This is a genomic window from Rothia sp. 32237D007AR (assembly GCF_053544675.1).
Window position 1 is genome coordinate 49,855 of the sequence record NZ_JBPPUO010000003.1, and the last position, 26,780, is coordinate 76,634.

Here is a 26,780-nt window from a genome sequence, read left to right on the forward strand (position 1 = left end):
CAATAAAATCTTTTCATTACGACCCCACTAGAAAAAATGAAGCAAAACCAAGCGCGTGAGGGCATCTAAAGATATATTATGATGTGTTCACACACGAATTGTGGCTTAGCCTCATCGCACCCTCAAGTGTTGGGTGGGGCAGAACGGAAGAAAATGTTTTCAAAGATTCTGGTCGCTAACCGCGGCGAAATCGCAATCCGCGCCTACCGCGCGGCCTACGAGCTCGGTGCTAAGACCGTTGGTGTCTTCCCCTACGAAGACCGCCACTCCATTCACCGTCAGCAGGCTGATGAGGCCTACCCGATTGGTGAAGAGGGCCATCCCGTCCGCGCCTACCTCGATGTTGAGGAAATCATTCGCGTCGCCAAAGATGCCGGCGCCGATGCTATCTACCCGGGCTACGGCTTCCTCTCGGAGAACTCCGGCCTAGCCCGCGCCGCTGCGGACGCTGGCATCACCTTCATCGGCCCCCCGCCGGAGGTTCTGGACCTAGCCGGCAACAAGGTTGAGGCTCTTAAGGCTGCCCGCCGTGCAGGTATCCCGGTGCTCAAGTCCACCGAACCCAGTGCGGATGTCGATAAGCTCCTTGCTGAAGCCGAAGAAATTGGCTTCCCCATCTTTGTCAAGGCTGTCGCCGGTGGTGGTGGCCGCGGTATGCGCCGCGTCGAAAAGCGCGAAGACCTACGTTCAGCTATGGAAGCTGCAATGCGTGAGGCCGACACCGCTTTCGGTGACCCCACCGTATTCCTGGAGCAGGCTGTACTGCGCCCCCGCCACATTGAGGTCCAGATTCTGGCCGACAATGAAGGCAACATTGTGCACCTCTTCGAGCGTGACTGCTCCTTGCAGCGTCGTCACCAGAAGGTCGTCGAAATTGCTCCTGCCCCCAACCTCGACGAAGAGATCCGTCAGGCTCTCTTCCGCGACGCAGTCAAGTTCGCTAAGGAACTGGGCTACGTTAACGCCGGTACCGTCGAATTCTTGGTCGACACCGCCGGTGAGCGCGCAGGTCAGCACGTCTTCATCGAAATGAACCCCCGTATCCAGGTTGAGCACACCGTGACTGAAGAAGTCACCGATATTGACCTGGTACAGGCACAGATGCGCATTGCTGCCGGTGAGACCCTAGAGGACCTAGGCATCCGCCAGGACGAGCTGCGTGTACGCGGCTTCGCTCTGCAGTCCCGTATCACCACTGAGGATCCTGCAAACGGCTTCCGCCCCGACGTTGGAAAGGTTACCTACTACCGTTCAGCCGGTGGTTCAGGCATCCGTCTAGATGGCGGTACCGTCTACAGCGGTGCACAGATTTCACCTCACTTTGACTCCATGCTGGTCAAGCTCACCTGCCGCGGCCGCACCTTCGAGGACGCCGTACAGCGTGCCTCCCGTGCACTGGCTGAATTCCGTATTCGCGGTGTTGCCACCAACATCCCCTTCGTCAAGGCTGTTCTTGAGGACCCGACCTTCCGCGCCGGTGACGTCTCAACCCCCTTCATCGATGAGCACCCCGAACTGCTGACCAAGAAGCCCGGTGCAGACCGCGGCACCAAGGCCCTGCAGTACCTGGCTAACGTCACCGTGAACAAGCCTAACGGTGAGCGCATCGAGGGTATCGACCCCCGCACCAAGCTGCCGCACTTCCCTGGCGATAAGACCGAAGAGCCCTTCCGCTCACCCTTTGACCCTTCAGATCACGAATTCCCCTCAGGCTGGCGTCAGCGCCTACTGGAGCTAGGCCCTGAAGGTTTTGCCAAGGCTGTACGCGACACCAAGGAAGTATTGATTACCGATACCACCTTCCGTGACGCCCACCAGTCACTGCTGGCAACCCGTGTGCGTACCCGCGACCTGCTCGCGGCAGCACCGGCAGTAGCTTACGTTACCCCCGAGCTTTTCTCTGTTGAGGCATGGGGTGGTGCAACCTACGACGTTGCCCTCCGCTTCTTGAGCGAAGACCCCTGGGAGCGCCTGGCTCACCTGCGTGCAGCCATGCCCAACCTGCCTATCCAGATGCTTCTGCGCGGCCGTAACACCGTGGGCTACACCCCGTACCCCACCGAGGTTACCGATGCATTCGTGAAGGAAGCTGCTGAAACCGGCGTTGATATCTTCCGTATCTTCGACTCCCTCAACGACGTTTCCCAGATGACCCCGGCTATTAAGGCTGTTTGTGCCACCGGTACAGCTGTTGCTGAAGTAGCTATCTGCTACACCGGCGACATGCTAGACCCCAACGAGCAGACCTACACCCTGGATTACTACCTGAACCTGGCTGACCAGGTGGTAGAGGCCGGTGCCCACATCCTGGCTATTAAGGACATGGCTGGTCTGCTGCGTCCTGAGGCTGCACGCCGTCTGATCACCGCCCTGCGCGAGCGATTCGATCTGCCGGTGCACCTGCACACCCACGACACCGCAGGCGGCCAGGTCGGTACCTTGCTCGCTGCTGTTGAAGCTGGCGTGGACGTTGTTGACGTGGCTTCTGCTTCCATGGCAGGTACCACCTCACAGCCTTCATTCTCAGCTCTTGTTGGTGCCCTGCAGTACACTGACCGTGCACCTTCTATCTCACTGGAAGCTGCTTGCGCAATGGAACCCTACTGGGAGGCCGTCCGTAGCATCTACAAGCCCTTTGAGATGGGTCTTTCTTCACCGACCGGTCGCGTCTACTCACACGAGATTCCTGGCGGTCAGCTCTCCAACCTGCGTGCTCAGGCAACTGCCCTGGGCCTGGGTGAGCGCTTTGAAGACATCGAAGACATGTACGCAGCCGCTGACCGTATGCTCGGCCACATCGTCAAGGTAACCCCCTCATCTAAGGTGGTTGGCGACCTGGCCCTGCAGCTGGTCGGTATGGGTGTTTCACCTGAGGACTTCGAGAAGGATCCCCAGAACTTCGATATTCCTGACTCCGTTATTGGCTTCCTCAACGGTGAGCTTGGCACCCCGCCTGCTGGCTGGCCTGAGCCTTTCCGTACTCGTGCACTGGAAGGTCGCAAGCTTGCTAAGCCCAGCGTCAACGACCTGTCAGACGAGGATCTGAAGGAGCTCAACAGCGACTCAGCAACCCGTCGCTCCGCACTGAACCGCCTCCTCTTCGCTGGCCCCACCCGCGACTTCGAGAAGGCTTGCGAGGAGTACGGTGACCTCTCCATCCTGCACACCCGTGACTTCCTCTACGGTATGGTCCTCAAGCGTGAGCACGTGATTTCCCTGGGTAAGGGTGTTCGTCTCATTGCTACCTTGAAGGCTATCTCTGAGCCGGACGAAAAGGGTATGCGTGAGGTTATCTGCACCCTCAACGGCCAGTCGCGTACCGTGAAGGTTCGTGACAACTCTGTAGAGTCCAATGTCAAGGAAGCTGAGAAGGCAGACGCTTCTAACCCCGGTCACATTGCAGCGCCCTTCGCTGGTGGCGTCTCTATCTCCGTCAAGCCTGGTGATGAGATTTCAGCAGGTGACCAGGTGGCCACCATTGAGGCTATGAAGATGGAAGCCTCCATCACCTCAACCGTCTCAGGTACTGTTGAGCGCATCGTTTACAACGATGTTGCTCAGGTAGCTGGTGGTGACCTACTGATTGTGGTCAACGTCAAGTAACCCTCTATCAGGGCTAGACAAGGGGCGGACGCTCGCACCCGGCTTATAGAAGCTGGGGCGGGCGTCCGCCTCTCTTTTTATCTTAATAGACTCAATAGAGAGGTGAAGGGACCAGAAAAATGACGATTGTAGGTGTGGGCTACAAGGACTACGGGAGGAATCTGGTCCCTACCTGTAGGCTAGGAAGCATGAACGTAACTCACCTGTTAATCATTGGTTTTGGCGCGATTCTCTTGCTGCTGGGCGTGCTGGCCCCGCAAGGTGGCTGGAACATCTATGTGATGGCTCTTGGCTTCTTACATATCGTGGTCGGTAACCTGCTGGTTTTTCGCCAGATGCAGAAAAACTTCCGCGCTAAGGCAGAGCCTACAGTACAGGCACCTGCGCACCGTTAAGACAGACTGACCCATAGACGAAAGGTAAGCCCCATGAGCTCACCCCGCCACTACGACCTCATTATTATCGGATCCGGGTCCGGTAACTCCTTACCCAACGAGGACTACGAGGGCAAGAAAATTGCCCTGATTGACGGCGGCCGCTTTGGCGGTACCTGCCTTAACGTGGGCTGTATTCCTACCAAGATGTACGTCTACCCGGCCTCTGTTGTTGCCCGGGCCAAGGAGGCTGCCAGCCTAGGGGTCGAACTTGAGCACCAACACACCGCCTGGCGGCAGATTCGCGACCGAATCTTCGGCCGTATCGACTCCATCAGCGAGGGTGGTTTAGAGTGGCGCAAGTCTTTAGAGGCGGTGGATGTTTACCAGGAGTACGCTAAGCTCACTGGAACTCATAGCCTGGTGACCGTATCGGGTATTGAGCTAACTGCCGACCAGCTGGTTCTGGCTGCTGGTTCCCGTGTGACCTTACCAGAGGTACCCGGTATTGACCTGCCCCAGGTGCACACCTCTGATACGGTGATGCGCATTGATGAGCTGCCTGAGCGTGTGGTGGTCATTGGTGGCGGTTTTATTGCTAGCGAATTTGCCCATGTTTTCTCTGGTCTAGGTTCCCAGGTCACTCAGGCGGTCCGTTCAGACCGTCTCTTGCGTAGCCACGATGATACTATTGCCGAGATTTTTACCCGTGAGGCTGCCCGTCAGTGGGATTTACGTATTAACCACGGTTTGAAGTCCATTGAGCCTGCTGACGATGGTACGGTGACTGTGGTGTTTGAGGACGCCGGTGAGCAGGTGAAGGTGCCAGCAGATCTGGTTTTAGTGGCGACCGGTCGCACCCCTAATTCCGACACCCTTGAGGCTGCCACCTACTTTGATGTGGATGAGCGGGGCCTAATACAGGTGGATGACTATCAGCGGGTGCTCTCTGGTGGTCAGCCGGTTAAGGGCGTCTGGGCTTTGGGTGATGTGAGTTCACCCTACCAGCTCAAGCATGTGGCCAATGCTGAGATGCGCACTGTTCAGTGGAACATTGTGCACCCTGAGCAGTTGCGGGCTACTGATCACCGTTATGTGCCCGCGGCAGTTTTCACTCACCCGCCTATCGCTGCGGTTGGCTTGACTGAAACCCAGGCGAGGGAGCAGGCTGAGGCTGAAGGCTATGAGGTAACGGTCAAGGAGCAGAAGTTTGGCGATGTAGCTTACGGCTGGGCTATGGGCGATAGCGAAGGTGTCTGCAAGCTCATTGCCCGTAAAGATACCGGTGAGCTGCTGGGGGCTCATCTCATTGGTGAGGATTCCCCTAACCTGATTCAGCCTCTGATTCAGGCTATGAGTTTTGGGCTTTCAGCTGGTGATATGGCCCGTGGCCAGTATTGGATTCACCCGGCTCTGACCGAGGTAGTCGAGAATGCCCTGCTGGGCCTTGACCTGGATTAACTGTCTCTTTCCTGCTGGTCTCTAGGTGATAGCGTAGAAAAAAGGGGCCTTCCTCGCTGAAGTGAGGAAGGCCCCTTTTTGCAGGAGATAATCTCTTAATACTGACGGTAAGCAGATCGGGCCATCTGGCTGTTGACATCTCGTACCTGGCCAGGAATGAGGAAGGCATCAACGATGAGCAGAATAAATACAATACCCAGGAGGAACCAGCCAATAATAATGACGGCGGTTGCAAGGCCAAGAAGCCAGGTCACAAGGTAGGCTGCCCCCATCCCTGACTGCTTAAGGTAGAACTTGTGGGCACCCAAGCCGCCGAGGAAGAACCAGAGCAGGTAAGCTACAGCAGTTGATTTTGCAGCAACAATCATGGGTGGGGCAACCATATTGACGTTAACAGTGGGCATGCCCTGCTGCTGCGGTACACCCTGTGCGAACTGAGGCTGCTGGTAGCCCTGGGCAAATTGGGGCTGCTGGGGTGCGCCCTGGTCAAACTGGGGCTGCTGGTAGCCCTGGTCGGGGTGATTCTCTGCTGAGAAAGAGCTAACGAGCTCCGTTGTTGGCTGCTCAGCAGAGGGCCTTGTTTCTTCTACGGTGTTTGCTGGCTGCTCTGCCGGTGAGTTGAGAGTAGCTAGAGTATCGTTGGCGGTTTCATCTACGCTTGCAGTACCCTGGGCAGGTGAGCTGGCTTGCGCATCTTTGTTCTTGAATGCTGGGGTAGGGGATAGGTTCTCAGACAAGGGTTCTCTCTTTTCAGGTGCATGTGTGGGGTTAGGAGAAAGCTCCTAACTAGTCATATCTTAAGAGAAATGTGGGAAAAGGCTGGTACATTCTTACTTGGTGTCGTCCTCGGTCTCTCTGACATCAACCCAGTCACTGGCGGCCTTTTCAACCTGCTCATCGGAGCTAGAGCCGGTAGCAGCGTCCTTACCCTTGTGGCCGGGGAGGGGCGCGACCTGCTGAATCTTCTCTGCCAGCTCGTGGAGCTTCTGCCCCTGGGTCTCGGTGAACTCTTGAATCTTCTCAGCCTGGACAGCCTTGAACTGGTCCCACTTCTCGGTCTGTTCTGCGCGAAGCTCCTGTACTCGCTCAGCGGTCTCAGCCATGGTGGTCTTGGTGCGGTTGTAGATATCTTCAATGTAAGAGTTGAAGTCAGCTAGCACCTGCTTACGGCGTACCTTCATGGAGGGGGTGAGGTGCCCTTCAGCCTCGGTGAAGTCCTTATCGAGAATACGGAACTCGCGGATAGACTCAGCCTTAGAGACCAGGGCGTTAGCGTCATCAATGAACTTCTGGATAGCCTCGCGCACGCGGGGATTGGTAGAGGCCTCTTTGAGGGAAAGAGTGCGGGGCAGACCGATACGCTCTAGCTCATCGGGCAGGACGTCCGGGTCCAGGGTAATGAGCGCTGAGATGAAGGGCTTTTCATCGCCTACGAGCATGGCCTGGGAGACAAAGGGAGACTGACGCAGACGGTCTTCGGCAGGGACCGGCATGACGTTCTTACCGCCAGCAGTCACAATGATTTCTTTCTTGCGGCCGGTGATGTAGATTTTGCCCTCATTATCAATGCGGGCCAGATCGCCGGTGCGGAACCAGCCGTCCTCGGTGAAAGCTGCCGCGTTCTCTTCGGGGTTATCCAGGTAGCCAGAGATCAGGCCGACGCCCTTGAACTCTAGTTCGCCGTCCTGAGTGATACGGGCTGAACCACCGGGGATGAGGGTGCCTACGTTACCGATGTCGAAGTTGCGGATGCGCCCCACAGCAAGGGGAGCGGTGGTTTCGGTCAGGCCGTAGCCTTCAACAACCTGGATGCCTACCGCATGGTAGAAGTGGCCGTAGTGCGGGGCCAGGCGCCCGCCACCAGATACCGCAAACCGCACCTTGCCACCCATGGCCTTGCGGAGCTTGGAGTAGACCAGTTTGTCGTAGAACTTGTGCTGGAGGGTGAGGGTAGGAGTCATGGTGCCAGCGATTTTAGCCTGGGACCATTTAATAGCAACATCTACCGAACGGTGGAAGAGCTTAGCGTTGACCTTACCGCCCTTCTCGGCCTTCTTGATAGCTCCCTCGTAGACCTTTTCAAAGACACGGGGCACCACCAGGAGCATGGTGGGCTGGAAAGAAGCTAAGTCGGTGGAGAGGTTCTTGATGTCCGGGGCATGCCCCACCGTCAGGCCAGCATCAAAAGCCAGCACCTGAACCAGGCGCCCTAGCACATGGGCCAGGGGAAGAAAGAGCAGGGTTGAGTTGGTTTCGTTGGCAATTTCAGGAATGGTCAGCTTGGCATTGGCGGACAGGCGCACGAAGTTACCGTGGGTAATGGGGCAGGCCTTGGGGCGACCGGTGGTGCCGGAAGTGTAGACGATGGTGGCCACCGTATCGAGAGTGGCAAGGCAGCGGCGTTCTTCAACCTCCTCATCAGAGACGGAGGCAGCGCTGGCAGTAAGAGTGTCGATAGCAGAATTCTCAATGACCCACACGTCCTTGAGGGTATCAAGGGACAGTTCTTCTTCGGTGAGGGTACGGGCCTGGTCAATGAGGTCTGCCAGTTTACTGTTTTCTACAAAGATAGCCTTAGCGCCAGAATGAGAGAGCGCCCAGGCTGCCTGAGCAGGGGAGGACGTCTCATAGACGGGTACAGAGATAGCGCCGGCGTACCAGATAGCGAAGTCAATTAAGGTCCACTCGTAGCGGGTGCGGCTCATCACGCCAATAACATCGCCGGCCTCAATTCCTGCTGCCATGAGCCCCTTAGCTAGGCTGATGACCTGCTGGCGGAAGTTCTTGGCAGTTACCGGAACCCAGTTGCCGGTAGATTTCTGCACCCGGTAGACCAGGGGGTCACGGCTATCTTGAGCGCGTAGCTCCACCATATCGGTGAGGTTGACTGCCGGGTCAACAGTAACAAGCTGGGGGGAGTGAATTTCTTTCACGGTGTTACCTTGTCTCTAGCCTGCCCTGGTAAGGGGAGGGGCTGTCAGTACCTGGCCTCAGATGCCAGGTACCTGGTGCTTTCTGGTCATTGTACAGCCCCTAAGCAGGGTAAAACTTAGCTTTGGGCGGGTATGACGCTTTTGGGTAGAAATGCTTGGCTGCCAGCCTAGTTTACTCATACTGGCTGGTCTAGATAAGGGGTATATTTCTGAGCCAGCCCACCTCGGGCATACAATATATATGAAGCGAAATACCCTGAGCCACCTACACCCATCACAAGACCCTCACACTAGCCCCGCATTAAGGAGAGACACCATGTACATGCACCTACGCACCGTACTCAAACCCCTGGTGCAGCGGGCCTATCACCACGAGGTCATAGGGGCAGATAACATTCCGGCTTCAAGCGGCGCTATCTTGGCAAGTAACCATGTCTCATTCATCGACTCTATCTTCTTGCCCCTGGCAGCCCCGCGCCAGGTCTTCTTTCTCGCCAAGTCAGATTATTTCACCACACCAGGCCTCAAAGGGCGCCTGATGAAATGGTTTTTCACCTCAGTCGGCCAGCTACCTATCGACCGCTCCGGCGGGGCCAAATCAGCCCAATCCCTAGCAGCTGCCGTGGCCGCCCTACGCGAAGGTAAACTAATAGGCATCTACCCTGAAGGAACCCGCAGCCCTGATGGCCGGCTCTACCGCGCAAAAATTGGTGTAGCCCGGCTAGCACTTGAGGCCGGCGTCCCTATCATCCCTGTTGCCCAGCTTGGTAACGAGCAGGTGCAGGTACCCGGATCTAACCGCCTGCGTCTGCGCAAAGACGGTGCACCCATCGGCGTGAAGACCCTCATCGGAGAACCTATCGACGTAACCCCCTACCTGAGTCGAGAGAATCAGTGGGCAGCCCAGCGCGAACTGGCAGATGTGGTGATAGAGCGTATTAGCCAGATGACCGGCCGCCCCGTCACCCCCGTCTATGCCGCTGACGTCAAAAAGCTGATGGCTGCAGAAGGCCTCAGTGCAGACCAAGCAACCGACCGGCTCCTAGAGAACCGCTCATAAGGTGGCCAACCCAAGGGGCACTAGATCGCTCACCTAGCCCCAACCTTGTATGTCACATACTGGATACGCCCTTGAACCCTCCACACCAAGCCCAATAGTTTTGAAGAAGAGACAAAGCCCAACCCCTGCTCATCTCTCGCGACCACACACAAAGGAGTCACCCGTGACCACCCCCGGCACCGCACCCACCCCCAAGGATCTACCCGAACTCGAAGAGTGGCGCTCCCGGCACATCGACCAGCACCCCCAATGGGCTCAGCACCCCGACTTTGCCAAGGTCATCAACGAACTCAACAACGTGCCCCCGCTGGTCTTCGCCGGTGAAGTCGACCAGATGCGCGCAGACCTGGCCCGCGTTGCAGAAGGTGAAGCCTTCCTCCTCCAAGGCGGCGACTGCGCCGAAACCTTCGCAGGTGCTACAGCCGATAAAATTTCAGGCCGCGTGCGAACCCTACTACAGATGGCCGTTGTGCTGACCTACGGCGCCTCCATGCCCGTAGTGAAGATGGGCCGTATGGCAGGGCAATTCTCCAAGCCCCGCTCCTCCAACGACGAAACCCGTAACGGCCTGACCCTCCCCTCCTTCCGCGGTGAAATGGTCAACGGGTTCGACTTCACCGAAGAATCCCGTATTCACGACCCCAACCGTATGTTGCACGGCTACCACACCAGCGCCAGCACCCTCAACCTCATTCGTGCCTTCACCCAGGGCGGTTTTGCCGACCTACGTTCAGTACACTCCTGGAACAAGGGCTTCACCTCCAACCCCGCTCACGCCCGCTACGAATCCATCGCCGGTGAAATCGACCGTGCCATCAAATTCATGGAAGCCTGCGGAACTGACTTCGGCCCGCTGAAAACCACCGACGTCTACACCGGCCACGAAGCCCTACTACTAGACTTCGAACGCGCCATGACCCGCGTAGACTCCCGCACCCACCTGCCCTACGACACCTCCGCCCACTTCCTCTGGATCGGTGAGCGCACCCGCGGGCTAGAGGACGCCCACGTTAACTTCCTCTCCAAGGTACACAACCCCATCGGCGTCAAACTCGGCCCTACCACCACCGCCGATGACGCTATGGCCCTCATCAACAAGCTTGACCCCAACCGTGAACCTGGCCGCCTGACCTTCATCACCCGCATGGGCGCAGACAAGATCCGTGAAAACCTGCCCGCCATTGTTGAGGGCGTACAGAAAGAAGGGGCCAAGGTCGTATGGGTCACTGACCCCATGCACGGTAACACCATCTCCGTGCCCTCGGGCTACAAGACCCGCCGCTTTGATGACGTCATGAACGAAGTTCAAGGCTTCTTTGAGGTACACGAGGCCCTCGGAACCTTCCCCGGCGGTATCCACGTAGAAATGACCGGCGATGACGTTGCCGAGTGCCTAGGCGGCTCTGACCCCATTGAAGAAGCCGCATTTGCTGACCGTTACGAGACCCTCTGTGACCCGCGACTGAACCACCAGCAGTCCCTGGAAATCGCTTTCCAGGTCGCTGAGTACCTGGCCCGCCGCTAAGAGGGCAGGCTCACAGGGCTACAGAGCAAGCCGCCGTTGCCTCTTCTTGAACATGAGTATCAAGATAGGGCTACGGCGGCTTTCCCTATGCTAAGACAGATACAAAAAGACGCTAGAGGGCTAGGTTAGAGAACCAAACTAGCTAACCACCAGCCCACAAGACCGGCCGCAACAAAACCCAAGAGCACCAGAATCACACTAAGAACCACAGCGGTAGGGGAAAGCGGAGGACGCCACCGTTGGGCAGGGGTGCGACGCTGGGGCGCAGTCCATTGGGCAGGGTCAGCAGCACGCACCGAGGCCGGCTGTACCGCAGATGCTGGGGGAAGACTTGCGCGTTTGCTACGGTAGGCAGCAGCCCGCGCCCTGTTGTACTCAGCGGAGATAGACGGGTGCTCTACTACCGCAGGGTCCTGGTGTGATTCATGGGCAGATAGCTGGGTCTCGAGGACGGCCTGAGTTTCGGTCTGGGGCCCAACCCCGGCCAAGCTGGTGGGGGAGTAGACCTCCACGGGGGCGTCCGCAGCTGAGCGTATTGCCTGTTCCTGCTCGGTTAGGGGGCCGGTAGACCCTGCATCGAGTAGGTCATCTGCGGCACCGAAGCCGGTGATAGCAGTGTGCCTGTGGTGTACCCGCCCTGATTGTTCTGTAATAGCAGCAACTGCCTCCCACAGGGATGGTACCGGCTGCTCTGTCTGCCCTAGGCGGTAGGCTTTTTCTTGCTGGCTGGCGCGAGACTCAATATCGCCAAGAGCCCGGTAGAGTTCGGTGGCATCTTGGGGCCGGTCGCGGGGGCTACGGCGGGTGCACCAGCTTACTATTCCTGCAATATCGGAAGAAATACCCTCTGCTAGGTGGGTCAGTGAGGGGATGTCGGTGTTCATATTGTGGTAAAGCACTTGTTGGTCGTTATCGGCCCCAGCAAACGGCATGCGCCCGGTGAGCATGCGGTACATCATCACCCCTAGAGCAAAGATGTCGGCGGGTGGTCCTACCGGTGAGGCAACGTCAAGAATCTCTGGGGCCACAAAAGAGGGGGTGCCCATGAGCTGGCCGGTGGCGTTCTGATCGGCCCTGCGCGTCAAACCAAAATCAGAGAGTTTAACTCCTTCAGTCTCGGCCTCTAGAAGGACGTTGGCGGGTTTGATATCACGGTGAATAAGGTGGTGGGCGTGCACCTCTGATAAACCTTCAACGGTAGGGATGATGACCTGTAGCATCTCGCCGACCGAGAGCACCGGCCGTAGCTGCAGGAGTTGGGCTAGTGTGCACCCGTGCACGTATTCGAGGACCAGAAACATAACCTGCTGGCCGTGGACTGTCTCGGTGCCTTCATCGATGACACCTACGACATACTTATGCTGAATCTTTTTGAGTGCTGAGCCTTCTCTAAAAAACTTCTGTTGCTGGGCGGGGTCGTTTGAGAGGTGGGGGAGTAAGACCTTGAGCGCCACCGGGTTATCTGACCACAGGTCAACTGCGTGGTACACCTCAGCCATGCCACCGCGGGCAATCAGGTGGCCTACCTCAAAATGGCCCTTGAAAATAACCCCGGTCAGCCAGGGGGCAGCAGAGAAGTTATGAGTCATCCTCACTATTGTACGGGTGGGCCCTGGGAAGAGCCCGAAAACCCTACCTGCTGTGCCTCAGCCGATACTACCTACCGATTCGCCGGTTTCTGGGGCACAATGGATAGGTGACTGATGAAAAAACTACACCCGAAGTAATTGCTCTCGTTGGCGATTGGCTTACCATCCCCGACATTGCAGAAGCCCTTGACCTGAAGGTCACCCGGGTTCATAACCTGCTAGCGGACGGCACCCTACTGGCCGTGCGCGACCCCGAAACTGGCGTCCGCAAGGTGCCTGCCCTCTTCATGCATGAAGATCGCGTACTGGAACCCTTGAAAGGGACCTTGAGTGTGCTGGCAGATGCTGGCTTCACCGCAGAAGAAGCGATTGTTTGGCTTTACACTGCTGATGAGACCCTACCTGGCCGCCCTATTGATGCTCTGGTTGACGGCCGTAAAACTGAGATCCGCCGCCGCGCCTCGGCTCTAGCCTGGTAAGGCCTTAGGCCCCATACTTCAAGGCAGGCTTACACACTGTGTAAGCCTGCCTTTTCTATCAGCGGGTGTATCTGTCAGCGGGCATATCTATGAGGGGGTATGCGAGAAGGACAGCTAGGTGAGGGAAGCCTTTTAGAAAGAGCGGTGCAAGGCCTTAGCGGCAATAGCGCGCAGAGCCTGCTGCACTGTGGCTTCAAGGTTCACGGCTTCACCATCTAGGGTTTGAAGAGCAGCTAGAGCCTGATTACCCTTGGCGTCAATGAGCTCTTCAGTTGCTTCTAAGGCCCCAGAGTTCCGTATGAGCTCTTGTAACTGGGCGATAGTTTCTGCGTTGAGGGTGGGGGAGCCGAGTGACTCTTCCAAGAAAGCCCGCTGGCTAGGAGAGGACTTCATCGCGGTGAGAGCTGTCAGGACGGTGCGCTTACCTTCCCTCAGATCGTCCCCTGCTGGTTTGCCGGTGGTTTCGGGCTGGCCAAAAACTCCTAGTACATCATCGCGCATCTGGAAGCCTTCGCCGAGGGGCAGGGCAAATTGTCGGTAGCCTGTGATGAGATCGGATACCTCGCCGTGGGGTAAGCCTAGGGCTAGTGCCCCGCCTAAGGCTATAGGGTGCTCACAGGAGTATTTGGCGGACTTGTAGCGAATGACGTTCTTGGCCCGCTTAAGTGCAGTTTCTGGTTCTTCTTCGGGCACAACTTCGCCCACAATATCGAGGTACTGGCCAGCCATGACTTCGGTGCGCATCACATCGAAGATGAAACGGGCTTCGCTGGTGGCAGTAACCTCGGGGATAGATGAAAAAACCATTTCTGACCATGTAAGGCAGGTGTCGCCAGCTAGAATAGCGCTTGAAGTGCCGAAAGTTGCGGGGTTGGTCTTATAGCCTAGTTCGCGGTGCATGGCCTCAAAGCGGCGGTGTACGCTGGGGGCTCCTCGTCTGGCGTCTGAGGCGTCGATAATATCGTCATGGATGAGGGCAGCAGTCTGGAAGAGCTCAATAGCTAGACCTGCCCGAACGATGGAGTCGGTCACCCCCGCCCCGCCTGCGCCCCGGTAGCCCCAGTAAGCTAGCAGAGCTCGTAGACGCTTCCCCCCGGTGGAGAGCGCGCGGACGGACTCAAGCAGCGGCAAAGTCTCTACCGAGACGGCTGTCATGAGCTCCTCTTGGGTAGCAAAAAAGCGGCCCATTTCAGCTTCAAGAGCCTCAATATAGGCTGCGGACTCATCGGTGCCGGTAAGGGGAGCTGGCTGGTTGGTCATGACGTCCTCGGGTCTGGGGGTGCTTTGCACACCAGTCTAGTAGATAGGGCCCTAGCCCTGGTCAAAACCGACCTCACCACCCTAGGATGGATTAGAACATAGTTTCGAGAGGTGGGTGTCTTGCGTGAGAGAGCAGAGCATAAAAAATAGCCGCACACCTGCACCTAACCGCATCATCATGCACCTAGATATGGACGCTTTCTTCGTCAACGTAGAGCTTCTTTCTCAGCCAGCCCTGCGTGGCCGGCCCCTTATCGTAGCCCGTAACTCCCCGCGCTCAGTCGTCCTCTCTGCCTCCTATGAAGCTCGCCGCTATGGGGTGCGCTCGGCTATGCCGCTGGCAAAAGCCCGCCAGCTGTGCCCGGCAGCCCTGCTACTGGAGCCATCTGCCCACTACCGCAGCTATTCGGCTCAGGTGATGAAGATTCTAGGTAGCATCACTGACCGGCTCGAACAGGTCAGTGTAGATGAGGCTTTTCTTGACCTCACCGGAGCTATCCGCGCTCAAGGTAGCCCTGTAGATATCGCTAACTCTGCCCGGCAGCGTATTAAAGCTGAGCTGGGTCTGCCTAGCTCAGTGGGAATTTCATCCAGTAAATTTATCGCCAAAATGGCATCTGCCGGTTCTAAACCCAATGGTCTATGGGTTATTCCGCCGCACCGGGTGCAGGAGTTCCTTGACCCCCTGCCGGTGGGTAAATTGTGGGGTGTTGGCACTAAAAGTGCCGCCATGCTCGAAGCCTTAGGAATTCATACCGTAGCCCAGCTGCGAGAATACGATCTGACCTGGTTGCAGGGGCGTTGCGGGCAGGCTGCGGGCCTGCACCTTTATGAACTTGCCCGAGGTATTGACCGGCGCGAGGTTACCTCTGAGCGTATTGAAAAATCAATCGGTGCTGAACACACCTTTACTACCGATCAGACAGGGGCAGAGGATATCGCTGCAGAGCTTTACAATCTTTGCCTCACCGTAGCCCGCCGCTTGCGGGTAGCTGAGCGCCAGAGCCGTACCCTTAGCCTCAAGATTCGCTACTCCAACTTTGAAACCCTCACCCGTTCTTGCCCTTTGCCTCTTGCCACTGTATCGGGGCGCGTCATGTTCGATGCCGTTATGGCCCACCTCAAGCAGCTGGGGGTCTTAGAGGCGGATGGCTCTTCTTCCCGCCCCGTCCGTCTGCTGGGTGTGCGTGCAGAGAAACTTGAAGGGCGAGAAGTCGGGGTGCAGATGCAACTTTTTGCCCCGGAAAGTGCCCAGGTAGGTGACGAGGGCTCTCCTGTGACTCAGGATTTACGTGCTGAAGAATGGGAAGAAGCAGAAAACACCATGGACACCATCAACGCCCGCTTCGGTGCCCAGGGGCTGCTACCGGCTAGTTTGCTTAGCTCCGGCAAGCGAAAATAATCATGAAATGCAAGGTCATTTTCAGAGAGTGTCTAGGCTGCACCCAAGAGCTAACGCTAAGATAAGTGGACAACTTGATGCGCACTGGCACCTGGGCACTAGCCTTTTTACCGTGCGCCAAGGCCTACCGCACCAGCTAAGGAGACACCATGGCGCTTTCAGACCGGGAACAGGAACTTCTTGCCCAGCTCGAAAAGCAGCTCAATGACGACCCCGCCTTTGCCTCAACGATGACCGGGCCTCAGCCTCTTGTGGCTCCCGCTGTCTCGTCGTCACCTCGCAACCTGGTTCTTGGTGCCCTTATCGCCGTGGTTGGCCTGGGCATTATCATCGCAGGTGTCTCTACTAAGCTCATCGTGCTGGGTGTACTGGGCTTTGTTGTAGCAGCGGTCGGCGTGTATGTTGCTACTACTGCCCCTCAGAAATCTAAAGCTAATGGCAAGCGGGGCTCTGGGCCTTCTGTGCCTTCAAAAGCTGGAAGCACTTCTAGCTTTATGCAGCACCTGGAAGATAAGTGGGATGAGCGCCAAGGTGGCTCTCGCTTTTAGTTAACTTCTTTGCGCTTGTGATACCGTGCCGCTCGGCTTATGCTGGGCGGTTTTTGTATGCCCGCAAAGTGATATATGGGTAAAAGGAAAAGCTGTGTAAGAGGGAATAAAGTCTGCCCTCAATACCGGAATATTCTGCAAATAACGTATTTCATGTGAAAACGCTGAAAAACCCAGTAAAAATTCTGTATTTGGTACATTCGGTGGAGCATAGTGGAGTAAAGTGGAGGGATAGAACAACACTGGTGTAGTTTCCCTCGTGTTTGGGGGAGGCAAAGGCGACAGGCAGAGGCGGTGGTGCCATGTTTCTTGGGACCCACACTCCGCGTCTGGACGCCAAGGGGCGCCTGATTCTTCCGGCGAAATTTCGTGAGCAACTAGAGGCAGGTCTGGTACTCACCCGCGGGCAAGAACGCTGTCTCTACGTCTTTACCATGACTGAGTTTGAGCGCATCCATGAACAGTTGCGCACAGCCCCACTATCGTCCAAACAGGCGCGAGACTACATCCGAGTTTTTCTATCGGGAGCCTCAGATGAGGTGCCCGATAAGCAGGGGCGAATCACCATACCTCAAAACCTCAGAGACTACGCTGGGCTCGAAAAAGACCTCACGGTTATCGGCGCAGGCTCACGAGCAGAAATATGGAGCACCGAAGCCTGGGAAGCCTACCTGAAAGAACAGGAAGAAACTTTCTCTGGCACCGATGATGAAATCCTGCCAGGGCTCATGCTCTAAAACCCACCCACAGCGCACCGACCACCACTAACGCGAGGAGCAGACCTTGACTCAGGTAGAGAACCCCTCACCCGGCAAGGACGCCAAAGACAGGCACGTGCCGGTCATGCTTGACCGCTGCCTGGACCTCCTTGCGCCCGCAATCTCCCGCCCCGGGGCTGTCGTCATTGACGGAACCCTCGGCATGGGAGGCCACTCAGAAGCCATGCTAGAGCGCTTTGAAGACCTCACGCTCATCGGCATCGATCGTGACCTCATGGCCCACAAACTCGCAGGTGAACGCCTAGCCCGTTTCGGTAGCCGTTTCATCCCGGTACACGCTGTTTACGATGAGATTCCCCGGGCTATGGCAGAAGCCGGCGTAGGTCAGGTAGACGGTGTTCTTTTTGACCTGGGTGTATCGTCCATGCAACTTGATGAGCGTGAACGCGGTTTCGCCTACTCTTACGATGCTCCGCTTGATATGCGCATGGATAACACTGAAGAGCTCACCGCCGCTATCGTTGTCAACACCTACGACGAAGCAGAGCTGCGCCGTATTATCCGCCAGTGGGGCGAAGAAAAATTTGCCGCCCGTATTGCCTCCCGTATCGTTGCGGCCCGTACCGAGCGTCCTTTTGAAACTACCGGCCAGCTGGTCAAGGTCATTCAGCAGGCTGTGCCGGTGGCGGCCCAGCGCAAGGGCGGGCACCCTGCCAAACGTACTTTCCAGGCCCTGCGTATCGAGGTCAATCATGAGCTAGATGCTCTTGAGCGCGCCATACCGGCAGCAATTGACGCCCTCAACCTGGGCGGACGCTGTGTAGCTATGAGCTACCACAGCCTAGAAGACAAAATCGTTAAACGAGCTTTCACCGCCCGGGCTACCTCAAGTGCTCCCAAGGGCTTCCCCGTAGAGCTTGAAGAACATAAACCCGAACTCAAAATCATTACTCGAGGTGCTGAGCCACCTACCGAGCAAGAGATTGAAGAGAACTCGCGGGCAGCGTCCGCAAAACTTCGGGCAGCAGAAAAAATCAAGACACCAAAGGCAACACGATGAGCGCGGAACCCCGTTTCCCCACCTCACCCGATAGCGGGCAGCTGACCAAGCCCCGCCTGTCTGTGGTGCGCGATGAGCCTCAAGAAGCTACCCCCGCCCGCCGCCCGCTCTCACGTTCTCGCTCTTTGCGTGCTAACTCTAACCGTTGGCGTGTCTTCATGGCCCTAGGTGCCATGCTTGTTGCCCTGCTGACCGTGCTGGTGCTCAGCATTGTTATGGCCTCACGCCAGTACGACTTGGTAGAGTTACGAGCCCAAGAGCAGGCCTTGATTCAGAACAATGAGGCTCTGTCTCAGGAAATTGAATTCCATCAGGCTCCGCAGGATCTAGCCATCCGAGCCAGCCAGCTAGGGCTTGTTGCAGCTTCAAGCCAGACAACCATCGATCTGCAAACCGGCGAAATTACCGGTACCCCCCTTGCGGCGGTTGAAGGTGAAGCAGTAACAAAGAACCTGATTGCACCCCCTGCCCTAGCCGATACTCAGGCCTACGAAGAGGCCAGTGCCCGTGCTGAGGAGCAGCGCAAGAAGGAAGAAGCTAAAGCGAAGGCCTCTGCTGAGGCATCAGCCAGCGCGGCTGCATCGGCCAGGGCACAGACCTCAGCTTCTGCCAGTGCTGCACCTGAGGCTCAGGCCTCAGCCCAGCCCTCTGCTGCGGCGAGTGCAGGTAACCGGTAGCTAGTGCGTGGGGTGGTGTCTGCCCTGATGGTGGGCACCTGTTCCTGTGATGAGCCGGTAAGTACATCTTGTGGTGAGCAGGCCACGGTGAAAGAGCGGAAGAGGATAAGGGGACGATGAGCGGCACTGAGCGCAATGAATCTGTGCAGAGAATCAAAAGCACCGTTGGGCGGCGCGGTTTTATTGCCGGTACTTTAGGTATGGGCGGTCTGGGCCTGGTTGGTCTGCGTCTTGCCTGGTTGCAGGGTCTTGACCCCAACGGTCTTGCAGAAGCTGCTAAGGCTCGGCGTACTCGTATCCAGACTATCCCGGCCTTGCGTGGAGAGATTCTTGATATTAATGGCAATGTGCTTGCCCGTAGTGTTCAGCGCTATAACATCACTGTCGATCAGTCTGCTGTAGCTAATTTCAAGCGTTATACCGAGGGTAGCCGCGACCCGGTAGAAGTCACCCCCACAGAGTTGGTCTATGAGCTGGCTGACATTCTGGAGATGAGTGATGCTGATGTGAAAGCGGCCCTTGACGGGGATCTCAAATACAAAATTGTTAAAGAGAACGTCACTCCTGCCCTCTACAACAAGGTAGACGCCCTGGGAGCGCCCTACATTTATGGTGAGATTCTATCTGAACGGAAATACCCTAATGGCCAGGTGGGTGGCTCAGTGGTGGGGCGCTTCAGCATTGTTGAAGAAGCGGTAGAAGGCACGAGTGGCGAAACTCAACTGGTCAATAACTCAGTGGGTATTGAGCGCACCATGGGGGACCACCTGGCCGGTACTGACGGGGAGCGTATCTACGAGATTTCAGCTGATGGTATCCGTATTCCTATTGGGGATGAGCAAAAAACTCCTGCTCAAGATGGTAAGAGTGTGCGGCTCACCATTAATCAGGACGTCCAGTATTTTGCGCAGCAGGTGGTCAAGGCCCGTGCTGATGAGCTGAAAGCTGAGTGGGGTACGGCTGTTGTGATGGACGTCCGTGACGGCTCAATCTTGGCGCTGGCAGATTCTTCGACGATGGACCCAGGTGCTGAACGTTTTGAGCTAGCCGATATGAACCCGCGCGCTATTACACAGGTTTTTGAGCCAGGTTCTACTGAAAAAATCTTGACTACTGCTGCTGTCTTTGAAGAAGGTATCGCTGAACCGGAAACAGTGTACGATGTGCCTGCTGAGCTGGAAATTGACCGGCAGACCATTACCGACCCCTTCGTCCACCCTGCCCAGAAGCGCACCGTTGCCGGTATCATCGCTGACTCGATGAACACCGGTACCGTCATGATGGGGAGCAAGCTCACCAAGGAACAGCGTTATAACTGGCTCAAGAAGTTTGGCATGGGGGAGTTCACCGGTATTGAGCTAACCGGCGAATCCCAGGGCCTGGTCACCGATTGGAAGGACTGGGATATCCGCCAGCAGTACAATGTGCTTTTTGGCCAGGGCGTGGCCCAGTCAGCCTTGCAGACCTCTATGATTTTTCAAGCTATGGCCAATAAGGGGATTATGCTCAAGCCCCGCATCATTGATGCTGTGATTGATACGGACGGTACCGAAGAAGTCCGCGAGGTCGCTGAAGGTACCCGCATGGTGAGTGAAGAAACCGCCCGGAAGACCCTCCAGGTCATGGAGGCTGTCGTGTACCAGGGTGGTGGTGGTGCGAAAGGTGCCCAGATTAACGGCTACCGGGTCGCCGGTAAGACCGGTACCGCAGAAAACGTGGGCGAAGGTTCTAGCACCTATGATGGCTGGACTACCTCTTTTGTGGGGGTCGCTCCCACCGAGGACCCCCGCTTCCTCGTATCGGTTACTATGCACCGCCCGAAAACCACGGCATCGGCTGTTGGCCTGGCAAATACCACAGCCCAGTTTGCAGAAATTATGGAGAAAACCCTGCACATCTATAATGTGCCCCGCTCCACAACGGAGCCGCAGGAGACCCCTAAATTCGCTGAGGGACATGACGAAAACGGCTAAAGTAGACCCTATTAGCACTCGCGCCACACCGCGCACCTTAACATAGACCGCCCATTGGAGGGAAAGCCCGTGACACAAAACCGAGCACTTGATGGCAGCGCCCAGACGTTGCGCCCCCGTCAGGTTACCGAGCGCACCTGCGCTGAGGTCGCCGACTGGCTGACCGAGGTGGGGTTAGGAGCGCAGCTGGTGCAGGCGTCCGTCCGCCCCATCACGGGTATCACTATGGACTCCCGTGAAGTGCAGCCTGGTGACCTCTATGTTGCCCTGGGCGGAGCAAAGGCCCACGGTGCGTCCTTTCTTCCTGCTGCAATCGAGTTGGGGGCGTCCGCCCTGCTGACCGATGAAGCGGGCCTTGAGATTGTGCGCGAGCTGGGTATTCCCGACGACCTGGGCGTAGTCACCACCAACCAGGTGCGAGCTGCTGTCGGCCCGCTCTCTGCTCGCATTTACGCTTCTCAGCCCAGTGGCGGGGGAGCACCCCGCCTCTTTGCGGTGACCGGCACCAACGGTAAGACCACCACTACCTACATGACCAACTCAATCATGCAGGCGCTGGGGCACACTACCGGCCTGATTGGTACCATTGAGATTCTTGCCGGCGGGCAGGCTATTCCCTCTAAGCTCACCACCCCTGAGTCCCCCCACGTGCACTCCCTCATTGCCCTGATGCGCGAGCAGGGTATTACCAGCGCCGCGATGGAGGTGTCATCGCATGCCCTGGACTACCGCCGCGTCGATGGCATTCGCTATGACGTTGCGGGCTTTACCAACCTCACTCAGGACCACCTGGACCTGCACGGCACCATGGAAAGCTACTTTGATTCCAAGGCCGAGCTCTTCACCCCGGCCCGTACCCGTCGCGCCGTTATCACTGCCGATGACCACTGGGGTCTTGACATGGCAAAGCGCGCGGTTCAGGCTTTGGGGGCCCGCGCTGTGGTTCGCCTCTTTACCAACTTCGGTGCCGGTTACGAGCCGGGGGAGGACGCTCTCACCTCCCTTGCTGCCCAGGACTGGGCCCTGGTGCAGGTAGAGCGCTCCGGTATCGGCCACTCCTTTACCCTGCGCCGTGGCGACGGTTTTGAACTGCCCAGCGCCACCTTGCTTCCAGCTGATTTCAACGTCTCGAACGCTGCGCTGGCCGCCGTGATGGTTTTTGAGAGCGCCCGCGACGGGCTAGAGCGCGAGCGCATCACCGAAGTGCTGGCTCGCACCGAGACCCTGACCCCCGTTGTGCCCGGTCGTATGCAGCTGATTTCCACCGAGCCCACCGCCCTGGTGGACTTCGCCCACAACCCCGATGCCCTGAAACGTGCGCTTGAAGCAATCGAGCCGGCAGATGAGGACGGCAAGATCATCATTGTTTTTGGTGCCACCGGCGAGCGGGATCAGACCAAGCGCCCCTTGATGGGGGAGGTTGCGGCCACATACGCCGATATTGTGGTGGTGACCGATGATGACCCGCACAGTGAAGACCCAGCCCCGATCCGGCAGACTGTGGAGGCAGGGGCCCTGGCCGCTGTGGATACTGGTGCGCGGGCTCAACGGGTGCTGAATATTGCGCCTCGAGCAGCAGCCATTGATGAGGCTATCGCCCTAGCTGGCCCCCAGGATTCGATTCTGGTGGCGGGGCGAGGCCATGAGGTGGCTCAGGACGTTGCAGGCACTGATATTGACCTTGATGACCGTGTAGAGACTGCCCGGGCCTTGCAAGCTGCTGGTTTCAGTGTGCTTCCGGCTTACCAGTACCACCAGCAGTAACCTAAAGGTAAACCTATGATTGAACTTTCAGCGCTTGAGATTGAAGAAGCCGTAGCAGGCACCCTCTTAGGGGTAGAACCTGCTCAGGCGCCTCATCTGACCTGTACTTCTGCTACTACCGATTCACGTGAGGTAGGCCCTGGGTGTCTCTTTATCGCCAAACCGGGTGAAGTGACCGACGGCCACAACTTCCTCCCTGCCGCCTTTGAGCAGGGTGCCTCTTTAGCTCTGGTTGAACGTGAAATTCAGGACGCTAACGGTCAGCTCTACCCTTCAATCCTGGTGGATGATGTGGTGCTGGCCATGGGACGTCTGGCCTCCTATATCGTGGATCGCTTGCGTAAGGGCGGTAAGGTGACGGTCGTGGGTATCACCGGCTCTGCGGGTAAAACTACCACCAAGGACCTACTGGCAGCTATTTTTGGGGCAGAGGGCAAGACCGTAGCCCCCATTGGTTCTTTCAACGGTGAAGTGGGGGTTCCCCTTACTGTATTCCGGGCAGAAGAAGACACCCGGTACCTGGTTATTGAAATGGGCGCTGACCGGGTGGGCAACATCAAATACCTGACCGATATGATCTCACCTGACTACGGGGTTGTGCTCAAGGTGGGTACAGCTCACGCTGGTGAGTTCGGTGGCGTCGATAACATCGAAGCAACTAAGGGAGAGATGGCTGAGGGCGTGCGCCTGGGGCTGGGCCTCAACATGGACGACTACCGGGTGCGCCGCATGATTAACCGGGCTTCTACCCCCGTCACCTACTTTGGGGTTGAGGGGCGCGAAGCTGAGCTGACCCACACCGCTAACCCTGGTGTTCACGAAAATCGCATAACAGCTTCACAGCTGACCACCACCGATGAAGGAAAGCCTGCCTTTACTCTGACCTTCCCTGAGGGGCAATCCTACGAGGTTAGCTCCCAGCTCATTGGTGAGCACCATGTCTATAACCTGCTTGCGGCAGCTACCGTCGCCTACCAGGTAGGAATTTCTCCCCAGCGGATTGTAGAGCAGCTCAATACCGCAGGTGCTGCCTCCAAATGGCGGATGCAGCGCACCGACAGAGCTGACGGCGTGACAGTCATCAACGATGCTTACAACGCTAACCCCGAGTCCATGACCGCAGCTTTACAGACTCTGGCCCAGCTGGGCCGTCTGCCCTCAGCCCACCGCACCTGGGCGGTGCTCGGTGCCATGCTGGAACTGGGGGACCAAACCCTAGCTGAGCACGACCGAATCGGGCAGCTAGCGGTACGCCTGAATATCTCTAAGCTCATTGCGGTAGGCCAGATCGCCAAGCCCATCTACAACACCGCCCACCTGGAAGGGTCCTGGGGCAAGGAGGCAACCTGGGTGCCCAGCACCGAGGAAGCCTTCGAACTCTTGAAGGGCGCTCTAGAGCCAGGCGATATCGTCCTCTTTAAGTCCTCGAACGGGGCTGGACTGGGGCTGCTGGGGCAAAAAGTTGCTGACTATGAGGGGAACCTCACCCAGCATGAGCCTGATAGTGGGAATTCACAGCCCTGGTTAAGCTCCGGTGACTTCATACAGGCACTAAACTCAAACAATGGCGCCCAGCCCGATGCTGCCGCCACAACTACAGACAACTCATAACCGGGAAGGCACAAACACCGCATGATTTCCATCCTGTTGGCTGCCGCTTTCGGCCTGATCATCTCGATCACCGGAACCCCGCTTTACACCAAATGGTTGGTGAAGCAGCAGTTCGGCCAGTTCATTCGCGAGGACGGCCCCACCTCCCACCAGACCAAGCGGGGCACCCCCACCATGGGCGGCGTCATGATGATGGCAGCAACCGTCATCGGTTTCTTCCTGGCCCTGGCACTCTCATCCCTGCTAACCGGTAGCGCTGTGGCCCCCTCCGCTTCGGTGCTCCTTGCTATGTTCCTCATGCTGGGTATGGCCGCTGTTGGGTTCATCGATGACTTCCAGAAAATCTGGAAGAAGCAAAGCGAGGGCCTGACCCCCAAGGGCAAGATCGTACTCCAGGGGCTGATTGGCACTCTCTTTGCTGTGGGTGCCTTGCTGATTAAGGACGAGCGGGGCTGGTCACCTGCCTCCTTCAACCTTTCCTTCACCCGCGATATCCCCTGGCTGGATCTGGCCTTCGCAGGCCCTGTTGTGGGTATCATTCTCTTCATCATCTGGGCCAACCTGATTGCAACTGCCACCACTAACGCAGTGAACCTCACCGACGGTCTCGACGGCCTAGCAACCGGTGCGGCCATCATGGTCTTTAGCGGTTACCTCCTGATTTCTATGTGGCAGCAACAGTACCTGTGCGCCCCAGGGGCCGCAGATGCCCTGTGCTACCAGGTGCCCGCGTCTGGGCAGATGGCCATGCTAGCGGCCTCACTGATTGGTGCCCTCATTGGCTTCCTCTGGTGGAACACTTCACCTGCCACTATCTTCATGGGTGATACCGGCTCCCTGGGCCTAGGTGGGGCCCTGGCGGCTTTTGCCATCATCACCCGCACCCAGATGCTGCTGCCCATTATTGCCGGCCTCTTCGTGATAATCGCTATCTCCGTGATTCTGCAGGTAGGCTACTTCAAGCTCTCAGGCGGCAAACGTATTTTCCGCATGGCACCCCTACAGCACCACTTTGAGCTCAAGGGCTGGCCTGAAGTGAACGTGGTCATCCGTTTCTGGATCCTGGCGGGCCTCTTTGTAGCCATCGCCCTAGGCATTTTCTACAGCGACTGGCTAGTAAATAACGGGAGCGTCTTCTAATGCAGGCAAGTAACGCAAACCCCATCTACGGCTATGAGCGTCTTGAATCGCTCACCAGCTGGGAATCTGACTGGGCCGGCCTGCGCGTTGTCGTTGCAGGCCTAGGCGTCTCTGGCTTCTCGGCCGCTGATACCCTCATAGAGCTAGGTGCCCGCGTCCTCGTCGTTGACGGTAACGATAACGAGGTCACCCGCGGTAAAGCCGACACCCTGAAAATTGTTGGTGCAGTTGGCTCCGTACTGGGCGCCGGAGCCATGGAGGCCCTACCCCTGGTAGAAGGAGAACCAGCAGAACTGGTTATCACCTCACCGGGCCTTGCCCCCACCACGGGCATCTTGGCTGATGCCCTCACCCAGAAAATTCAGATCTGGGGCGATGTAGAACTGGCCTGGCGTTTGCGTCAGCGCCAAGGGCGTAAAGTTGCCCCCTGGCTGGCTATCACCGGCACCAACGGTAAGACCACCACAGTGGGCATGACCGAATCTATCCTGCAGACAGCAGGCTATAAGGCCATTGCCGTGGGCAACGTGGGCACCCCCATCCTCGATGCCCTACGCGACCCGGTTGACTATGACTTCTTCGCCGTTGAGCTCTCCAGCTTCCAGCTGCACTGGACCTACTCCATGTCACCACTCGCTTCTGTGGTGCTCAACGTGGCTGAAGACCACGTCGACTGGCACGCTGGCTACCAGAACTACCTGGCCGATAAAGCCCGTATCTACGAAAACACTCAGGTCGCCTGCATCTTCAACGCCAACTACCCCGAAATTGTGCAGATGGTTGAAGAGGCGGACGTCCTTGAGGGCGCTCGCGCTATCGGCTTCTGGGCGAATACCCCTGGCCTGTCGATGCTGGGTGTCATTGATGGGCTGCTCATTGACCGGGCTTTCCTGGATAACCGCCGCAACCAGGCCCTGGAACTAGCCTCTGTATCAGATACCGGCCAGTTACCTACTAAGCACACCGTAGAGAATGCCCTGGTTGCTGCTGCCTTGACCCGGGCTGCTGGTATTGAACCTGAACAGGTGAAGGCTGGCCTGCAGAATTATGAGCCTGGGGCTCACCGTATTCAACTGGTGGCTAATACGCACGGGGTGCTGTGGGTTAATGATTCTAAGGCCACTAACCCCCACGCAGCTCATGCTTCACTCTCATCTTTCAACCCTGTTATCTGGGTGGCCGGTGGCCTGTCTAAGGGCGTGACCTATGATGAGCTGGTCGCTGAGCACAAGGACCGTCTCAAAGCGGTAGTCATGATTGGCACCGATACCGCAGCCTTGGTTTCAGCTCTTGCAGAGCAGGCCCCCCAGGTGCCGGTCTACAAGATCAGTGAGAGCCCCCTGCTGGCAGATCCCAGTGATGGGCAGGCTGTCATGAGACTAGCAGTTGCCAAGGCTCATGAGATTTCGGAACAAAATGACACCGTGCTCATGGCCCCCGCGGCAGCTTCCATGGACCAGTTCGCCTCATACGCTGACCGCGGTAACGCCTTCATTGATGCTGTGGCCGATTTGGTCAATCAGATTAATTCCTAAAACCTACGATGCGGAGGGCGGGCCACCAGCAGCTGCTGGTTCCCACCCTCCTTCACCTTTAACCGCA

20 protein-coding genes are annotated in these 26,780 nt (G+C 57.3%); 16 read left to right on the forward strand and 4 right to left on the reverse strand.

Translation table 11 applies throughout. The annotated features are described in order from the left end of the window. Nucleotides 1-153: 153 nt before the first annotated feature. The 3 genes from ACED87_RS03010 to ACED87_RS03020 all read left to right on the forward strand — a co-directional run bounded on the left by ACED87_RS03010 (nt 154) and on the right by ACED87_RS03020 (nt 5,438). A complete protein-coding gene (locus tag ACED87_RS03010) occupies nt 154-3,603 on the forward strand; it encodes a pyruvate carboxylase (protein WP_449083492.1) in 3,450 nt (1,149 codons plus the stop codon). A gap of 188 nt (nt 3,604-3,791) precedes the next feature. Then, complete coding sequence (locus ACED87_RS03015) at nt 3,792-3,998, forward strand: hypothetical protein (RefSeq protein ID WP_449083494.1); 207 nt, start codon at nt 3,792-3,794, stop codon at nt 3,996-3,998. A gap of 33 nt (nt 3,999-4,031) precedes the next feature. Then, nucleotides 4,032-5,438 carry a mycothione reductase gene (locus tag ACED87_RS03020; protein WP_449083496.1) on the forward strand — a complete coding sequence of 469 codons (1,407 nt, stop codon included), beginning with the start codon at nt 4,032-4,034 and terminating at the stop codon, nt 5,436-5,438. A 95-nt stretch (nt 5,439-5,533) separates the two neighbouring features. On the opposite strand, the gene ACED87_RS03025 is transcribed toward ACED87_RS03020, so the two are convergent. Then, nucleotides 5,534-6,175 (reverse strand): NINE protein, encoded by a 642-nt coding sequence (locus tag ACED87_RS03025; protein ID WP_449083498.1) that lies wholly within the window; start codon nt 6,173-6,175, stop codon nt 5,534-5,536. 93 nt (nt 6,176-6,268) lie between these two features. Further along, nucleotides 6,269-8,371 (reverse strand): AMP-dependent synthetase/ligase, encoded by a 2,103-nt coding sequence (locus tag ACED87_RS03030; RefSeq protein WP_449083500.1) that lies wholly within the window; start codon nt 8,369-8,371, stop codon nt 6,269-6,271. A 322-nt stretch (nt 8,372-8,693) separates the two neighbouring features. Between ACED87_RS03030 and ACED87_RS03035 the strand changes: the two genes are divergently transcribed. Then, the gene (locus ACED87_RS03035) at nt 8,694-9,431 is read left to right on the forward strand and encodes a lysophospholipid acyltransferase family protein (RefSeq protein ID WP_449089600.1); all 738 of its coding nucleotides are present in this window, start codon (nt 8,694-8,696) and stop codon (nt 9,429-9,431) included. A 163-nt stretch (nt 9,432-9,594) separates the two neighbouring features. Further along, nucleotides 9,595-10,956 carry a class II 3-deoxy-7-phosphoheptulonate synthase gene (locus ACED87_RS03040; protein ID WP_449083503.1) on the forward strand — a complete coding sequence of 454 codons (1,362 nt, stop codon included), beginning with the start codon at nt 9,595-9,597 and terminating at the stop codon, nt 10,954-10,956. A gap of 125 nt (nt 10,957-11,081) precedes the next feature. Here ACED87_RS03040 and ACED87_RS03045 read toward each other — a convergent pair whose 3' ends face one another. Next, nucleotides 11,082-12,545, reverse strand: a complete 1,464-nt coding sequence (locus ACED87_RS03045; protein ID WP_449083504.1) for a serine/threonine protein kinase — start codon at nt 12,543-12,545, stop codon at nt 11,082-11,084. 107 nt (nt 12,546-12,652) lie between these two features. Here ACED87_RS03045 and ACED87_RS03050 point away from each other — a divergent pair, with 107 nt between their 5' ends. Continuing rightward, complete coding sequence (locus ACED87_RS03050) at nt 12,653-13,024, forward strand: Rv2175c family DNA-binding protein (protein ID WP_449083506.1); 372 nt, start codon at nt 12,653-12,655, stop codon at nt 13,022-13,024. Nucleotides 13,025-13,156: 132 nt separating this feature from the next. On the opposite strand, the gene ACED87_RS03055 is transcribed toward ACED87_RS03050, so the two are convergent. After that, on the reverse strand, nt 13,157-14,314 hold the full coding sequence (locus tag ACED87_RS03055) for a polyprenyl synthetase family protein (protein WP_449083508.1): 1,158 nt from the start codon (nt 14,312-14,314) through the stop codon (nt 13,157-13,159). Between the two features lie 94 nt (nt 14,315-14,408). On the opposite strand from ACED87_RS03055, the gene dinB reads away from it, so the two are divergent. The 10 genes from dinB (at nt 14,409) to murD (ending at nt 26,713) form a co-directional block, all read left to right on the forward strand. Continuing rightward, entirely contained in the window at nt 14,409-15,686 is a 1,278-nt protein-coding gene (gene dinB / locus ACED87_RS03060; RefSeq protein ID WP_449083510.1) for a DNA polymerase IV, read from the forward strand. A 149-nt stretch (nt 15,687-15,835) separates the two neighbouring features. After that, nucleotides 15,836-16,234 carry a DUF3040 domain-containing protein gene (locus tag ACED87_RS03065; protein ID WP_449083512.1) on the forward strand — a complete coding sequence of 133 codons (399 nt, stop codon included), beginning with the start codon at nt 15,836-15,838 and terminating at the stop codon, nt 16,232-16,234. A gap of 302 nt (nt 16,235-16,536) precedes the next feature. Next, nucleotides 16,537-16,971 carry a division/cell wall cluster transcriptional repressor MraZ gene (gene mraZ, locus ACED87_RS03070; RefSeq protein ID WP_449083513.1) on the forward strand — a complete coding sequence of 145 codons (435 nt, stop codon included), beginning with the start codon at nt 16,537-16,539 and terminating at the stop codon, nt 16,969-16,971. Between the two features lie 46 nt (nt 16,972-17,017). Beyond that, nucleotides 17,018-18,013: a 16S rRNA (cytosine(1402)-N(4))-methyltransferase RsmH gene (gene rsmH, locus ACED87_RS03075; protein WP_449083515.1), complete on the forward strand. Its 996-nt coding sequence runs from the start codon at nt 17,018-17,020 to the stop codon at nt 18,011-18,013. Continuing rightward, complete coding sequence (locus ACED87_RS03080; protein WP_449083517.1) at nt 18,010-18,690, forward strand: hypothetical protein; 681 nt, start codon at nt 18,010-18,012, stop codon at nt 18,688-18,690. Before rsmH ends, ACED87_RS03080 begins: the two co-directional genes overlap by 4 nt. A 116-nt stretch (nt 18,691-18,806) precedes the next feature. Continuing rightward, nucleotides 18,807-20,663, forward strand: coding sequence for a peptidoglycan D,D-transpeptidase FtsI family protein (locus ACED87_RS03085; protein ID WP_449083519.1), 1,857 nt, complete (start codon nt 18,807-18,809; stop codon nt 20,661-20,663). Nucleotides 20,664-20,732: 69 nt separating this feature from the next. Continuing rightward, complete coding sequence (locus tag ACED87_RS03090) at nt 20,733-22,427, forward strand: UDP-N-acetylmuramoyl-L-alanyl-D-glutamate--2,6-diaminopimelate ligase (RefSeq protein ID WP_449083520.1); 1,695 nt, start codon at nt 20,733-20,735, stop codon at nt 22,425-22,427. Nucleotides 22,428-22,442: 15 nt separating this feature from the next. Beyond that, the gene (locus tag ACED87_RS03095; protein WP_449083521.1) at nt 22,443-24,038 is read left to right on the forward strand and encodes a UDP-N-acetylmuramoyl-tripeptide--D-alanyl-D-alanine ligase; all 1,596 of its coding nucleotides are present in this window, start codon (nt 22,443-22,445) and stop codon (nt 24,036-24,038) included. A 21-nt stretch (nt 24,039-24,059) separates the two neighbouring features. Then, on the forward strand, nt 24,060-25,178 hold the full coding sequence (gene mraY, locus ACED87_RS03100) for a phospho-N-acetylmuramoyl-pentapeptide-transferase (RefSeq protein ID WP_449083523.1): 1,119 nt from the start codon (nt 24,060-24,062) through the stop codon (nt 25,176-25,178). Further along, nucleotides 25,178-26,713, forward strand: a complete 1,536-nt coding sequence (gene murD / locus ACED87_RS03105) for a UDP-N-acetylmuramoyl-L-alanine--D-glutamate ligase (RefSeq protein WP_449083525.1) — start codon at nt 25,178-25,180, stop codon at nt 26,711-26,713. The genes mraY and murD overlap by 1 nt, the downstream gene beginning before the upstream one ends. The last annotated feature ends 67 nt before the right edge of the window (nt 26,714-26,780 follow it).

Bases quoted from the DNA above. Each gene is read 5' to 3' on its own strand.
- mraZ (WP_449083513.1), top strand. From the start codon at position 16,537: ATGTTTCTTGGGACCCACACTCCGCGTCTGGACGCCAAGGGGCGCCTG.
- ACED87_RS03020 (WP_449083496.1), top strand. From the start codon at position 4,032: ATGAGCTCACCCCGCCACTACGACCTCATTATTATCGGATCCGGGTCC.
- ACED87_RS03065 (WP_449083512.1), top strand. From the start codon at position 15,836: ATGGCGCTTTCAGACCGGGAACAGGAACTTCTTGCCCAGCTCGAAAAG.
- ACED87_RS03080 (WP_449083517.1), top strand. From the start codon at position 18,010: ATGAGCGCGGAACCCCGTTTCCCCACCTCACCCGATAGCGGGCAGCTG.
- ACED87_RS03035 (WP_449089600.1), top strand. From the start codon at position 8,694: ATGCACCTACGCACCGTACTCAAACCCCTGGTGCAGCGGGCCTATCAC.
- ACED87_RS03010 (WP_449083492.1), top strand. From the start codon at position 154: ATGTTTTCAAAGATTCTGGTCGCTAACCGCGGCGAAATCGCAATCCGC.
- murD (WP_449083525.1), top strand. From the start codon at position 25,178: ATGCAGGCAAGTAACGCAAACCCCATCTACGGCTATGAGCGTCTTGAA.
- mraY (WP_449083523.1), top strand. From the start codon at position 24,060: ATGATTTCCATCCTGTTGGCTGCCGCTTTCGGCCTGATCATCTCGATC.
- ACED87_RS03095 (WP_449083521.1), top strand. From the start codon at position 22,443: ATGATTGAACTTTCAGCGCTTGAGATTGAAGAAGCCGTAGCAGGCACC.
- ACED87_RS03085 (WP_449083519.1), top strand. From the start codon at position 18,807: ATGAGCGGCACTGAGCGCAATGAATCTGTGCAGAGAATCAAAAGCACC.
- ACED87_RS03045 (WP_449083504.1), bottom strand. From the start codon at position 12,545: ATGACTCATAACTTCTCTGCTGCCCCCTGGCTGACCGGGGTTATTTTC.
- ACED87_RS03015 (WP_449083494.1), top strand. From the start codon at position 3,792: ATGAACGTAACTCACCTGTTAATCATTGGTTTTGGCGCGATTCTCTTG.